Genomic DNA, 13,345 nt, shown 5'->3' on the forward strand with positions numbered 1-13,345 from the left:
TGACCGTCGCACTCAGTCGCAACCTCCAGCGATGTCCATGCTGCTCCCGGATGAAGGATCGATAAAATCCACAAATTTGTGACGCAGTAAGACTAGGCAGGCAATTGATCAGATTCCTATCGCTTCATAAGCATCGGCGATCTGCCGGATCGACGCGACATAGGCGGCGGTCCGGTAGTCACCGAGTTCCGGTTGCTGTTCGATGAGGTCGGCGATCCGTGTCCAGGTGCTGCGCATGACGTCTTCGAGGCCGGACCGGACGAGGTCGATCTCGGCGCCGCCTTCGAGGAATTCATCGCGGATATCGGCGGGGAATTCCTTGCCGGTCATGCGTTCCAGCGCCATTGCGATGGTCTGGTTGCGCCGCTCGCGCCGGCGCCGTTCCATCAGACCGAAGGGAATATGCGTCAGGTTCTTTACCCACTCGAAGTAGCTGACGACGACACCGCCGGCATTGACGTAAAGATCGGGAAGAACGGTGATCCCTCGGGTGCGAAGCACCTTGTCAGCCTCGAAGGTGATCGGGCCGTTGGCCGCCTCGACGACCAAATTTGCCTTGATGCGGTCTGCATTGCCCGCATGGATGGCATTCTCCATGGCCGCCGGAATGAGGACGTCGCATGGCTGCGCAATGCCCGTCATATCGCCGGCAAACGAGGTGGCGTCTTCGAAGCCGAGAATGCTGCCGGTCTTGATATGATGCTGCTTCAGCGCCTCGATCGCAAGACCATCGGCGTTGGCGACATAGCCGTCGCGTTCGGCAACAATCGTCACCCGGGCACCGTCTTCTTCAGAGACGAACTTTGCCGCATGGTAGCCGACATTGCCGAAGCCCTGGACGATGATTGCAGCACCCTTCAGATCGCGCTTGCCGTTCAGGCCGGCAGTGCGCGGATCGCGGAGATAGCTCTGGATGGCGAACTGCACGCCTCGGCCGGTTGCCTCGGTGCGGCCGGCAATACCGCCCTTCGACAGCGGCTTGCCGGTGACGCAGGCGCGCGCGTTGATGACATCGGTCGGATTGGCGCGGCGGAACTCGTCCATCATCCAGGCCATTTCCCGCTCGCCGGTGCCGATGTCGGGTGCCGGGACGTTGACGCCGGGGCCGATCAGGCCGCGCTTGTTGAGTTCCTGGGTGAAGCGGCGGGTGATGCGCTCGAGCTCCTGCGGCGTCCATTCGCGCGGATCGATCTTTAGCGCGCCCTTCGAGCCGCCGAACGGCACATCGACCAGCGAGCATTTGAGCGTCATCAGCGCTGCCAGGGCCTCGACCTCTTCAGCATCGGCATTCGACGCATAGCGAATGCCGCCCTTCACCGGCTCGCAGTGCTCGCTATGGACCGAGCGCCAGCCGATAAAGCTGTACATGCGACCCCGCAGGCGGACGCCGAACCGAACCGTGTAGGTCGAGTTGCACTGCATGATCCGCTCCGACAGGCCTTCCGGCAGGTCGAGGAATGTCATGGCATGACGGAAGTTTTGGTCAACGCTATCCAGGAAGCCTGCGGAGCTGGTTTCTCCGGCTTGCACGTTGCGTTGTGGTATTGCGTTCACTGGGGTGTTCCTCCTTGGTGGGAAAGTTTCGGGCCGAAGCTGTGTCAGCTCAGCAGAACTCGACGGTCGGCATTGCGCACGAGCAGGGCGTAGATCAGTGTGAACAGCCGGCGGGCGGTGTCGTTGTCGATGTTCACTTTCGCTGACAGCCGGCTTTTCAGCAGTTCGGCTGCCTCGTTATGGACGCCGCGCCGGCCCATATCGATCGCCTCAAGCCGTTCAGGGCCTGGGTGGCGGATGGCGTCGTAGTAGCTCTCACAGATGCGGGTGTAGTCTTTCAGCAATCGGCGGAACGGCGTCAGCGACAGGTAGTGACTGACGACATGCTCGCCATGGGCATCGGCGACATGTAACGCGAGGCGCCCGTCGGCCGCCGCAATCGTGAGGCGGTATGGCCCGCCATCGTGACCGACCGGAATGAAGGTGTTGGATTCCAAGAGGTCGATAACCGCGAGCGCTTGCTCCCGCTCAATTCTCGCGTCCCGGCCAGCGAACGACCGGTCGAGCGATACGTCGCAGAGACGGTACTCGGCGGAGGCCATGGCCCTGCCTCCTCACATCGCTTCCACGCACATGGCGACACCCATGCCGCCGCCGATGCAGAGCGTTGCCAGACGTTTCCTGGCGCCGCGGCGCTTCATTTCGAAGAGCAGCGTGTTGAGCACGCGGGCGCCGGAGGCACCGATCGGATGGCCGATGGCGATGGCGCCACCATTGACATTGACGATGCCAGGATCCCAGCCGAGGTCCTTGTTGACCGCGCAGGCCTGCGCCGCGAAAGCCTCGTTGGCCTCGACCAGCTCGACATCGCCGATCGCCCAGCCGGCTCTGGCCAGCGCCTTGCGCGAAGCCGGGATAGGGCCGGTGCCCATGACCTGCGGGTCGACGCCGGCCGTTGCCCAGGAGACGATGCGCGCAAGCGGCTGGATGCCGCGCTTGGAAGCCTGCGCTTCGCTCATCAGCAGGGTGGCGGCGGCGCCGTCATTGAGGCCGGAGGCGTTGCCGGCGGTGACCGTGCCTTCCTTGTCGAAGGCCGGACGCAGCTTGGTCATCTGGTCGAGCGTTGCGCCGTGGCGGATATATTCGTCCTGGTCGACGGTGACGTCGCCCTTGCGGCCATTGACGATGAAGGGAATGATCTCGTCGGCGAAACGCCCAGCCTTCTGTGCGGCCTCGGCCTGGTTCTGCGAGGCGAGTGCGAACGCATCCTGCTCCTCGCGGCTGAGCTGCCACTGACGGGCGACGTTCTCGGCGGTGATGCCCATATGATAACCGTAGAAGGCGTCGGTCAGGCCGTCCTTGATCATCGTGTCGATCATCTTGAAGTCGCCCATCTTCATGCCGCCAGCGACGATGATATCCGCATCACCGGTTGCAATCTGCTGCATGCCGAGCGCGACGGCGCGAAGGCCCGAGCCACAGAGCTGGTTCATGCCCCAGGCGGTCTTTTCCTGTGGGACACCCGCCTTCATCGCTGCCTGGCGCGCCGGATTCTGGCCCTCGCCAGCCTGCAGCACCTGGCCGAGGATCACCTCGTCGACTTCACCCGCTTCGACGCCCGCGCGCTCAAGTACGCCCTTGATGACGGCAGCACCGAGCTCATGCGCCGGCGTGTTGCCGAAGGCGCCGTTGAAGGATCCGACCGCGGTGCGGCCAGCACTGGCGATGACGATCGATGGGATGCTCATGGTGGTCTCCTCTATGGTCCTCGCGAAGCCGGCACAGGCCGGCTCCAGCTACTCGGCAAAAGGCTCAGGCCTAGTTGACGATGGTCGCCTCGGTGGCGCTGCGGATCTCGCCGTCGGTGACGCCCTCGGCAAGCTCGACCAGCTTCAGTCCGCCATCGACGACGTCGAGCACACCGAGATTGGTGATGATCCGATCGACGACGCTTTGTCCGGTCAGCGGCAGGGTGCAGGCCTTCAGCACCTTGGATTCGCCTGATTTGTTGGTGTGGTCCATGACGACCACCACCCGCTTCACACCAGCAACCAGATCCATCGCGCCACCCATGCCCTTGACGAGCTTGCCGGGGATCATCCAGTTGGCGAGGTCACCGTTCTCGGCTACCTCCATCGCGCCCAGGATCGCCATCGCGATCTTGCCGCCGCGGATCATCGCGAAGCTCTGCGCTGAATCGAAGAAGGCGGAATGCGGCAGTGCCGTCACCGTCTGCTTGCCGGCATTGATCAGATCGGCATCGATCTCACCCTCGGACGGAAAGGGACCGATGCCGAGCAGGCCATTCTCCGACTGCAGCGTCACGTGGACGCCGTCAGGGATGTAGTTGGCGACCAGCGTCGGGATGCCGATGCCGAGATTGACGTAGGTGCCGTCTTGAAGTTCGCGTGCAGCGCGCGCCGCCATCTGGTTTCTGTCCCAGGCCATGTGTTTCTCCCCAGCCTCAAGCCGCCGCGCGCGTGGTGCGCTGTTCGATGCGTTTCCCGTGCTGACCCTGGATCAGGCGATGCACGTAGATCCCCGGCACATGGATGTGATCGGGATCCAGGCTGCCGACCGGGACGATTTCCTCGACTTCAGCGACACAGATCTTGCCGCATGTGGCGGCCGGCGGATTGAAGTTGCGGGCCGTCTTGCGGAAGACGAGATTGCCCGAGGTATCCGCCTTCCAGGCCTTGACGATCGACAGGTCGGCGACGATTCCAGTCTCGAGAACGAAGACCTCTCCATCAAAGACCTTGAGTTCTTTTCCTTTCGCGACGACGGTGCCGACGCCGGTCTTGGTGTAGAAGCCGGCAATGCCGGCGCCGCCGGCGCGCATGCGCTCGGCAAGTGTTCCCTGGGGGTTGAACTCGAGCTCGAGTTCACCGCTCAGATATTGCCGCATGAACTCGGCGTTCTCACCGACATAGGACGAGATCATCTTCCGGATCTGCCTGGTCGTCAGCAGCACGCCAAGGCCGAAGTCGTCAACACCGCAATTGTTCGACGCGATTGTCAGGTCCTTGGTGCCAGCTTTGCGGATCGCATCGATCAACAGCTCCGGAATGCCGCAAAGGCCAAAGCCACCCGCCGCGATGAACATGCCGTCGAACAGCAAGCCCTCAAGTGCTGACGTCGGATTGTCGAAGATTTTGTTCATTCTCCCCCCATCAGGTTCGGCTGTTGCGGCGCCGAGGCGCCGCCTGGATTCATTCACTTGGGTTCGAAAGTCCGGCAGCGGTATCAAACGGCTGCTAGGTCCCTTTACCCACGGTTGATACAAACGACCTTTGGCTGGGTCATCTCTTCATAGGCGAAGCGCACGCCTTCCCGGCCCATGCTGCCGTATTTGGAGCCGCCGAATGGCATGGCATCGAAGCGGTAGTCTGAGGAGTCGTTGATCATCACGCCGCCAGCTTCGATCCTGGCTGCGGCGTCAAGTGCGACATTGAGGTTGCTGGTGAAGATGCCGGCGTGCAGGCTGTATTCGGGTTCATTGGCCAGCTCGACCGCTTCATCGAGCGTCTCGAACGGTGCAAGCATGACCACGGGCGCAAACACTTCTTCGTGCCACAGGCGGCAGGTCACCGGCGTACCTTCCAGCACCGTCGGGTGATAGAGCGACCCTTCGCGTTTGTGGCCGCAGAGCAACTTCGCGCCGGCGGCGATGGCGTCGTTGACGGCTGCTTCGGTGCGTTGGGCGACCTCCTTGGAGATCATCGGACCGACATCTGTGTCCTCCTTCAGCGGATCGCCGGCCTTGAGTTTGTTCGTCGCCGCCACGAAAGCATCGCGGAAGCGCTCATAAAGCTCGGCCTGGACAAGAACACGCTGGGCGCCGATGCAATTCTGACCGGCTGCCCAGAAGGCGCCGGAGACGCATCCTTCAACCGCCTTGTCGAAGTCGCAGTCGTTCATGACGATGACCGGCGCATTGCCGCCAAGCTCCATCGCGAGTTTCTTAAGGCCCGCCTTGCGGCTGATCGCTTCTCCGGTAGCGAAGCCGCCGGTAAACGACACCATGCGAACCTCACGCGCGGAGACGAGAGCCGAGACGATCTCGCGATCGCCGTGAACGACGGTGATGATCTCGGGTGGCAAGCCCGCTTCCACCAAGGCTTCGACAAGCTTGATCGAGGAGAACGGCGTCAGGTTTGACGGTTTCAGCAGAACCGCATTGCCGCCGGCAATCGCCGGACCGAGCTTGTGCGCGACCAGGTTCAGCGGATCGTTGTAAGGTGTAATGGCGGTGATGATCCCGAGCGGCTCGCGGGTGAACCAGCCCTGACGCTGTTCCGAGCCGACATAGGCATCGAACGGTACGATCTCACCGGCATTGCGCTTTGCCTCCTCGGCAGAGAGCTTTAACGTATTGACGCAACGAAGCACTTCCTTGCGCGCCTGGACGATCGTCTTGCCGGCTTCGCGCACGATGGTTTCGGCAAATGCTTCACGGGGGCTCTCGATGATCCGCGCAGCTCCTTCGAGGATGCGCGCGCGCTCATGTCTCGGCAGCCTGGCTGAAAGCTCTGCGCCGCGACGGGCGCGGGCCAGAAGTTCGTTAATTTCGCTCGCATCCGTGGCGTCAATCGTCCCGAGGACAGACCCGTCATAAGGGCTGTAAACAGTGATCGGCGCCAGACTGGTGGTGATATGAAGTTTGGCAACGGTCATAGGCCGGCTTCCTCTTGCGTGATGATGCGCCACCTGCGCGGCGGCTGAGTTGGTCGGTCAGGGCAAGGAGAGGTCCCTGCCCTGTTCTCGTTTCCATGACTGCATTGGTTGCGGTAGGAGCGACCGACCGCTTGGCGGTCAGATTTTCTGACCGTTCAGAACCAGGTCATCGATGACGCAGCGTACTGCCTTTTCCGCGATCGAGACGATCTCGTCGATCTCCGCCTTGGTGGTGACGAGCGGCGGCGCGAAGCCGAGGATGTCGCCATGCGGCATGGCGCGGGCGATGAGGCCCCGGTCTCGAGCAGCCTTGGAGACGCGGGCACCGACCTTCAGCGACGGATCAAACCTGGTCTTGTTCTCACGGTCGGCAACGAATTCAATCGCGCCCATCAGGCCAACACCACGCACTTCACCGACGATCGGCAGCTGCGCGAACTTCTCCTTGAGCTGGGCCTGGAAATAGGCACCGACTTCGCGGGCATTGCCGGGCAGGTCTTCCTTTTCGACGATGTCGAGCACCGCGTTTGCGGCGGCCGCACCGATCGGGTGCCCGGAATAGGTATAGCCATGCGAGAAGGCGCCGACCTTGTCAGCTCCCTCTTCCATGACCTTGTAGACCTTCTCGCCCACGATCGAAGCCGATAGCGGAAAGTAGGCCGAGGTCAGGCCCTTGGCGACCGTGATCAGGTCGGGTTCGATGCCGTAGTGCTGCGAACCGAACATCGAGCCGGTGCGGCCGAAGCCGGTGATCACCTCGTCGGCGATCAGCAGCACGTCGTGCTTCTTCAGCACCGCCTGGATTGCTTCCCAATAGCCTTCCGGCGGTGGCGTGATGCCACCGGTGCCAAGCACCGGCTCGGCGATGAAAGCGCCGACATTGTCCGGTCCAAGCGTCTCGATCATCTCGTCGAGCTCGGCGGCGCGACGGGCCGAGAATTCGCGTTCGGTCTCGCCGGGGTTGGCGCCCCAATAGTGATGCGGAACACCGGCGTGATCGATCTGCGGGAGCGGCAGATCCATATGGTCGTGATAGAAGCTCATGCCGGTCATCGAGCCGGAGACGACGCTACAGCCATGATAGCCGCGTTCACGCGAAATGATCTTCTTCTTCGTCGGCTTGCCACGCAGATTGTTGTAGTACCAGACGAGCTTGGCCTGGGTCTCGTTGGCGTCCGAACCGGACATGCCGTAGAACACCTTGCTCATCTTGCCGGGCGCCATCTTGACGAGGCGGTCGGAGAGGATAGCCAACTCATCGGTCGTGTGCGCGGCATAGGAATGATAATAGGCCAGGCGATAGGCCTGACGAGAGATCGCCTCGGCAACCTCGGTGCGGCCATAGCCGACATTGACGCAGTAGAGACCGGCAAAACCGTCGATCAGCTGGTTGCCGTGCGCATCCTGGATGCGGATTCCCTTGCCGGTCTCCACGATCGTCGGTTCGCCGAGCTTGCCGGTCGCAAAGTCCTTCAACTGGGTGAAGGGATGCAGGACCGAGTTACGATCTTTCTCAGCGATGTCTTTGATGTTGATGGTCATTTTAACCCCTTCGGTCGCCGCTTTTCAGCTGCGCGCTTTTCTTCCTGTGAACCTGGGCCTGATCAAGTGCGAGCAGCAAAACCTCGACTTGAGGACAGCTTTCGCTTGCCCGACCCGCTCAGATGATATTGCCTGTAGGTGCTAGCTTCATCGCACCATTTCGCTCCGGGGTGACGCCGGGTTCCTGCAATCTTCCTCGCTTTTTGCAGGAATTCGCTATCGGTGGAGGCTTTGCTGATTTGACCCGTGCGGTCGGCTCATTGGGTTGGATCGACCGCGGAGACATAGGTTGAAGAACAAAGCGAGGATCGAGGGTGCTTGAGGACCGGCCCACCTCAGGTGAGATTGGAATGTCAGGCCACACTCTCCACCCATCGCAAGCGTCCGCGCAGCCTCAAAACATCACCAGCCTACTTGACTAGCACCGTTCCTCCCAGGACATCGCACTCGTTGGGGGCAGCATGGACGCTCCAATCAACCCGGTCAGCGGATAGCGCGAACACGCCCATCGCCAGAGTTTGCGACCCATCGATTGTTCCGTTCTTGTAGATCGGCACCGTCTCATCGAATAGAGCGACTTCTGCGTCTTCAGCGAGCCTTTGTCCGGCAGTAACCCGGTCCACTGCCGCCTGACGATCGCGGGAAGAGGCGCTGATGGTCTGCTCCAACTGGGCGAATTCTTCGAAGATCAAATGGTTCGCATGGCCTTGGGGGGTGACGGCCTCCCGAATGGCGCAGCCTGAAGCGGGAGCCTCGATTGAGACGAGCCGGCGCGTTTTCGTCTCGCCGAGATTATGATGGAATCCGCTGGCACGGTCCTTGCGCTTGAGGATTTCTACCGCATCGCATAACGACCTTGAGTCGAGGATCGCGCGGCAGATGATGTGTCGGGGTACTCCAGGCTGAAGATCATGCGCGGTGATGTTATTTATCGTCTGCACGAGCCCCATCTCATTGAAGCCAAACGTGTGGCCGGGCAGCATGCCAGGGTACATGAAGCTGGCCCAGGCTGGTCCCTCGTCCGGCTCGACTTCAACCCAAAAGCAGGCGCCGAGGAGCGCTTGGTCACCGTCCTCGTTATGGGCAATTATTGCGGGGCGGTCGTCCTGCGCCGGCAGCAGGAGTGTCGTGCATCCATTGGCAGCAACCGACCCTGTTGCCGGGGAGACATCCTCGGGAAGCCGAAGGTCTCCGCGGCAATTCCAGAGGAAGATCGAATCGAAATCTTGACCGGCGCCTTCGGCGATGCCCTCGATTTCGCGCACAAAGCGGGGATAGGTTGCGCGCGCCGCAGCTTCGAGAGCCTTCAAATATGCAGATCGGCGCCACCGGGTATCCAACGCCCGATATTCTTCAGTGTGCAAGACGCGCTCTCGGAAAGCAGAAGCGCTTGCTCGTCCGAGTGTCACGCCGATCGAGAAGGCATCGCCCTTGGCACGGACGCGCGAAATGGGATTTTTGGACATGCGACTTTCCTCATCGTTTCTTTCGCACTTGAGGTGTCCAATTCAAGGAAGCCACGCCTCCTTGTGGCAAGGCGTCACCGGGCGCATTGTGGATCACGATTTCGCCCGGGGATTGGACTCACTCGATAACGAGCAACTTGCGGGGGACATTGGACAGGAATTCGACTTCGCCCTCCGTGATCAAGAAACTTTCGGTAATTTCGATACCCCAGTCGTCGTACCAAAGCCCGGACATGAAATGAAATGTCATGCCTGGGCGCAGCTCGGTCTTATCACCGTCGCGGAAGCTGGCGGAGTTCTCGCCCCACGCCGGCGGGTATCCCATGCCAATGGAGTAGCCGGCGCGGCTTGCCTTCTTCAGACCGTATTTCGCAAGGGCATTTCCGTAGGCCAGAGCGATATCTTCGCAGTAATTTCCCACCACAGCCTTCTCAAGGCCGGCGCTCATGCCTTCCAAAACGGCCTTCTCAGCATCCAGCATTTGCTGGCTCGGCTTACCGAGATAGTACGACCGAGAGAGCGGGCAGTGGTACCGTTTGTGTACACCAGCAAGTTCAAAGAAGATGCTTTCGTTCGCGCGAATGGGCTTATCAGTCCACGTCAGATGAGGAGCTGAGGCATCGGCACCGGCGCCAAGGTTGGGTACGGCTGACGGATAGTCTCCCCAGTAGTCGCCCACACCACGGGTGCCAACATAGGAAATTTCAGCGATTATGTCCGACTGTTTTACTTCCGGCCGCAGCACCTCTGTGATGCGCTCATACATCGCTTCGACAATCTTGCCGGCGCCGCGCATATATTCGATTTCACGAGGGGATTTGACGATGCGTTCCCAGTTGATCATGCGCATGGCGTTTTTGAAGCGCGCGTTGGGAAGTGCGGCTGTAAGGGCTTCGAAACCGGCCGGTGAGAAATAGTAGCTGTCCTTCTCCAGACCGATTATGGCTGAACCGTGCCCCTCATCCGTGAGGAACTGGCCAAGAACGGTCATGGGGTGCAAGGTGTCTGACTGAACGTAGTGGTCCTCGTACCACCTGATCCGATCCTCGCCGATATATGCCGTGCGACGGCATCCATTGGCATCCTGACCACGGCCGAACCAGAGGGGATCCTTGTCCTTTGACACAACAACACATTGTGGCACGTAGAACGAGTTGCCCTCGTAACCGGTAAGCCAGCCCATGTTAGCGGGATCGGTAACGACCAGTACGTCTATGCCAGCTCGCTCCATGGCGCTGCGCGCCTTCTCGAGGCGTGTTCTGTATTCAGAAAGTTCGAACCGTAGTTTCTCGTCAGACATTTCAGTTCCTTTAGATTTGGATGCGCTAAGTCAGACGCGGGCGGTCACAGTCGCAAGCGTCAGTTTGCAGAGGTCGGTAATGTCGTAGATGGGCAGTCCTGTCTTCAGCCGAAGGGCATTTGCAACGACAGGGAAGCCAGTGCACTCGAAGAGTATCATCGCAATCTCGGGGTGGTCGGAGCGCAGTTGATCGATACGGGCACCGACCTCCTGCTGGATCTGATCCAGCGCTGTCCGCACGAACGGCCGCGCCACGGCATTGCGCACGTATACACCACCTTCGATGCCTCCGACGACCACGCGCTTCCGATCCGCCGGGTGCTGGATGCCCAACAGGTCTTCGGTGCAATGTCGCGAATCCGCTGTTAATACCGCGAGCTTTTTCGCGGGCGATAGCTGACGTAACAAAGTCGGAATGAGTAGAAGGCTTGAGGTTATGACGGGTACATTGACTGCTGCAGAGATTGCAGACTGGTGGCGGATAAGGAAGCCGCAGTCAGCGGCAACAACGTTGGCACCTCGATCGACCAATCGCTGTGCAGCCGCAATGCAGGCGTGTTCCAGCGAAGCATCACCTCGAATGACAACCTCTGCAAAGGCGCCTTCCACCATTTCCGTGATCACAGGCCCGCCAAACGTTGCCGGGTGCAATAGGGATCCTTCGCGCGGGCTAAGAAGCGGACTGTCTGGTGACACGCCTTCATCCAGCTCAAGTAGTCCAAGAACAGTGCTGCTTTGCGAAGTCATGATGAAGTTCCTCGATTTCGGACGGGTTTGGTCAATGCGAGTATCGTAAGACGTGTGAACTTGCTCGACTGCGCCTCACGCCCAGGCGGCCACCGACTTCAGTGCCGGCCCAGGCACGTCATCAGTCTATTGTTGTTCCGGCTTTGACGGCCAGCGCTCTTGCGAAAGCAAGATTTGCAATGGCAGTGTCTTGAATACCCGTCCCGGTCAGATCGGCGATCGTGATCTGGCGATCGTCGGTGCGTCCAGCCACAGCACCGGCAACAATCTGGCCGAGTTCTCGAAGGGCACGATCTTCCGCGACAGCCCCCGCCTCAATCGCGTGATGCAACTCACCGAGGCGTCGCGTCTGAGCGAGGCTGTCAGCCACGTAGAGATCGGCGCGCGCAATAGCCTCGGCCTCTACTTCGTTCTTGTGTTCGGCATCGGAGCCCATCGCCGTGATGTGCTGTCCTTGTTCGAGCCATCGAGCTTCCAGGATCGGCTGATCAGCCGGCGTTGTGGTGATGATCACATGCGCACCGGCAACGGCTGCTTCCCGGCTATCGGAAGCGATGACGCTGATGCCCAATTGGTCAGACAGTTCTCGGGCCGTCTTGTTGGCTTTGGCAGCGTCACGCGCCCAAATCCGCGCCTCACGAATTTGTCGGACCAGCATGAGCGCCTGCAACTGTAGGCGCGCCTGCATACCAGCGCCAAAGACAGCAGCCACCGACGCGTCTTTGCGAGCGAGGTGCATTGCAGCCACGGCACCTGCTGCGGCCGTCCGAACATCGGTGAGATAACCATTATCCAGCAACAATGCTTGAACCAAACCGGTCTTGCTTGACAGCAAAACCATAAGGCCGTTTGTACTGGGCAAGCCAATTTCGGGATTGCCGAAAAAGCCGGGGCTGATCTTGATGGCGAAGCCATCGAGACCAGGTACGTAGGCCGTCTTGACGTCAACCTCACCGCGATGCTCCAAAATATCGAGGCGAAGAATTGGCGGCATCACCACTTTTTTTGTTGCAAGCGTGCGAAATGCCTCTTCCACGCAACGCACAGCCTCCAGATCAAGAGTCACCAGATCTCTCAGTTGCCGTTCAGTCAAAATGGTCATCGATCTCATGACGTGGTCCTCGCAATAATATCTGCTGTCTCATCGCTCACGACGCGACGATGTAAATTCATATCGATGTTGCGGCCCGACAGCACAGTCACGACGGGTCCATGAAGGTTGCGCACTTTGTTCGCCAGGAGCGCCGCGATGCCAATCGCCCCTGCGCCTTCGACGATCTCGCGCTCCTGGAGGTATGCATGTCGGATGCCAGCCGCTATTTCGGCTTCGCTCAACAAAATGACATCGTCCAAGAGGTCGCGGCACATGGGAAAAGTCCATTGATTGGCGAGGCCAATCCCGCCGCCGAGCGAATCCGCCAGACTTTCAAACTCATCGACCTGCACCGGGCGACCTGCATCAAGGCTTGCCTTCATCGCAGCGCCGCGATCCATCGTGAGCCCAATGATACGCACATCCGGCCGCTGGCTTTTCACGGCTGCCGCCACCCCAGAAGCCAAACCGCCCCCCGAGAGCTGGATGAGCACAGTCGCCACGTCCGGCAACGCTTCGACGATTTCTAGCCCTAGCGTTCCTTGACCGGCAATGATTGCCGGGTGATCGAACGGCGGGACGAGGCACCGTCCCTCGCCCGCCAACCTCTCGGCCTCTTCCTGAGCGTTATCCTGGGATTTTCCGACGATACGGACCTCGGCACCTAACCGGCGAATTTCCGAGACCTTGTTTTCGGGGACCAGGTTCGACATGCAGATCGTGGCCGTCACACCACACGTGTTGGCTGCGAACGACAGAGCACGACCGTGATTGCCCGTCGACGCGGCCACAACGCCGCGTGCCCGCTCGTCCGCGGACAGTTGAAGAATGGCATTGAAGGCGCCGCGCAGCTTGAAACTGCCTGTCGTCTGATGGTGCTCCAGCTTTAGATATACGGGCACAGCGCAACAGTTCGACAGAGACGGAGAATGCGCGAGCGGCGTAGTGAGTATGTGATCTTTGATGCGCCGTTTTGCGCCTTCAATGTCGTCGAGGTCAATCATCAAGGTCCTCCCTCCGCACCAG

At 60.4% G+C, this 13,345-nt stretch carries 12 protein-coding genes; all 12 read right to left on the reverse strand.

Annotation, left to right across the window (positions count from 1 at the left end; all coding sequences use genetic code 11):
* Positions 1-108 precede the first annotated feature (108 nt).
* Positions 109-1,554, reverse strand: coding sequence for a Glu/Leu/Phe/Val family dehydrogenase (locus tag GA0061101_RS30875; RefSeq protein WP_037136561.1), 1,446 nt, complete (start codon positions 1,552-1,554; stop codon positions 109-111).
* A gap of 44 nt (positions 1,555-1,598) precedes the next feature.
* A complete protein-coding gene (locus GA0061101_RS30880; RefSeq protein WP_004128902.1) occupies positions 1,599-2,096 on the reverse strand; it encodes a UPF0262 family protein in 498 nt (165 codons plus the stop codon).
* A 12-nt stretch (positions 2,097-2,108) separates the two neighbouring features.
* Complete coding sequence (locus tag GA0061101_RS30885) at positions 2,109-3,242, reverse strand: acetyl-CoA C-acetyltransferase (protein WP_004128900.1); 1,134 nt, start codon at positions 3,240-3,242, stop codon at positions 2,109-2,111.
* A 70-nt stretch (positions 3,243-3,312) separates the two neighbouring features.
* Entirely contained in the window at positions 3,313-3,942 is a 630-nt protein-coding gene (locus tag GA0061101_RS30890; protein WP_004128898.1) for a 3-oxoacid CoA-transferase subunit B, read from the reverse strand.
* A gap of 16 nt (positions 3,943-3,958) precedes the next feature.
* Complete coding sequence (locus GA0061101_RS30895; protein WP_004128896.1) at positions 3,959-4,657, reverse strand: CoA transferase subunit A; 699 nt, start codon at positions 4,655-4,657, stop codon at positions 3,959-3,961.
* Positions 4,658-4,761: 104 nt separating this feature from the next.
* Positions 4,762-6,171 (reverse strand): aldehyde dehydrogenase family protein, encoded by a 1,410-nt coding sequence (locus GA0061101_RS30900; protein ID WP_004128894.1) that lies wholly within the window; start codon positions 6,169-6,171, stop codon positions 4,762-4,764.
* Between the two features lie 138 nt (positions 6,172-6,309).
* The gene (locus tag GA0061101_RS30905) at positions 6,310-7,713 is read right to left on the reverse strand and encodes an aspartate aminotransferase family protein (protein ID WP_004128893.1); all 1,404 of its coding nucleotides are present in this window, start codon (positions 7,711-7,713) and stop codon (positions 6,310-6,312) included.
* A gap of 410 nt (positions 7,714-8,123) precedes the next feature.
* On the reverse strand, positions 8,124-9,179 hold the full coding sequence (locus GA0061101_RS30910; RefSeq protein WP_004128892.1) for a C45 family autoproteolytic acyltransferase/hydrolase: 1,056 nt from the start codon (positions 9,177-9,179) through the stop codon (positions 8,124-8,126).
* 118 nt (positions 9,180-9,297) lie between these two features.
* Positions 9,298-10,479, reverse strand: a complete 1,182-nt coding sequence (locus tag GA0061101_RS30915) for a M24 family metallopeptidase (RefSeq protein ID WP_004128891.1) — start codon at positions 10,477-10,479, stop codon at positions 9,298-9,300.
* A gap of 30 nt (positions 10,480-10,509) precedes the next feature.
* Entirely contained in the window at positions 10,510-11,226 is a 717-nt protein-coding gene (locus tag GA0061101_RS30920; protein ID WP_004128890.1) for an aspartate/glutamate racemase family protein, read from the reverse strand.
* Positions 11,227-11,347: 121 nt separating this feature from the next.
* Complete coding sequence (gene eutC, locus GA0061101_RS30925) at positions 11,348-12,337, reverse strand: ectoine utilization protein EutC (protein WP_004128888.1); 990 nt, start codon at positions 12,335-12,337, stop codon at positions 11,348-11,350.
* Positions 12,334-13,323 carry a hydroxyectoine utilization dehydratase EutB gene (gene eutB / locus GA0061101_RS30930; RefSeq protein WP_004128886.1) on the reverse strand — a complete coding sequence of 330 codons (990 nt, stop codon included), beginning with the start codon at positions 13,321-13,323 and terminating at the stop codon, positions 12,334-12,336. Before eutB ends, eutC begins: the two co-directional genes overlap by 4 nt.
* Between the last annotated feature and the right edge of the window lie 22 nt (positions 13,324-13,345).

This window comes from Martinezella lusitana (assembly GCF_900094565.1).
In the GTDB taxonomy this organism is placed as follows: Bacteria; Pseudomonadota; Alphaproteobacteria; order Rhizobiales; family Rhizobiaceae; genus Rhizobium; species Rhizobium lusitanum.

Bases quoted from the DNA above. Each gene is read 5' to 3' on its own strand.
- GA0061101_RS30905 (WP_004128893.1), bottom strand. From the start codon at position 7,713: ATGACCATCAACATCAAAGACATCGCTGAGAAAGATCGTAACTCGGTC.
- eutB (WP_004128886.1), bottom strand. From the start codon at position 13,323: ATGATTGACCTCGACGACATTGAAGGCGCAAAACGGCGCATCAAAGAT.
- GA0061101_RS30895 (WP_004128896.1), bottom strand. From the start codon at position 4,657: ATGAACAAAATCTTCGACAATCCGACGTCAGCACTTGAGGGCTTGCTG.
- eutC (WP_004128888.1), bottom strand. From the start codon at position 12,337: ATGAGATCGATGACCATTTTGACTGAACGGCAACTGAGAGATCTGGTG.
- GA0061101_RS30920 (WP_004128890.1), bottom strand. From the start codon at position 11,226: ATGACTTCGCAAAGCAGCACTGTTCTTGGACTACTTGAGCTGGATGAA.
- GA0061101_RS30915 (WP_004128891.1), bottom strand. From the start codon at position 10,479: ATGTCTGACGAGAAACTACGGTTCGAACTTTCTGAATACAGAACACGC.
- GA0061101_RS30885 (WP_004128900.1), bottom strand. From the start codon at position 3,242: ATGAGCATCCCATCGATCGTCATCGCCAGTGCTGGCCGCACCGCGGTC.
- GA0061101_RS30890 (WP_004128898.1), bottom strand. From the start codon at position 3,942: ATGGCCTGGGACAGAAACCAGATGGCGGCGCGCGCTGCACGCGAACTT.
- GA0061101_RS30880 (WP_004128902.1), bottom strand. From the start codon at position 2,096: ATGGCCTCCGCCGAGTACCGTCTCTGCGACGTATCGCTCGACCGGTCG.
- GA0061101_RS30900 (WP_004128894.1), bottom strand. From the start codon at position 6,171: ATGACCGTTGCCAAACTTCATATCACCACCAGTCTGGCGCCGATCACT.
- GA0061101_RS30910 (WP_004128892.1), bottom strand. From the start codon at position 9,179: ATGTCCAAAAATCCCATTTCGCGCGTCCGTGCCAAGGGCGATGCCTTC.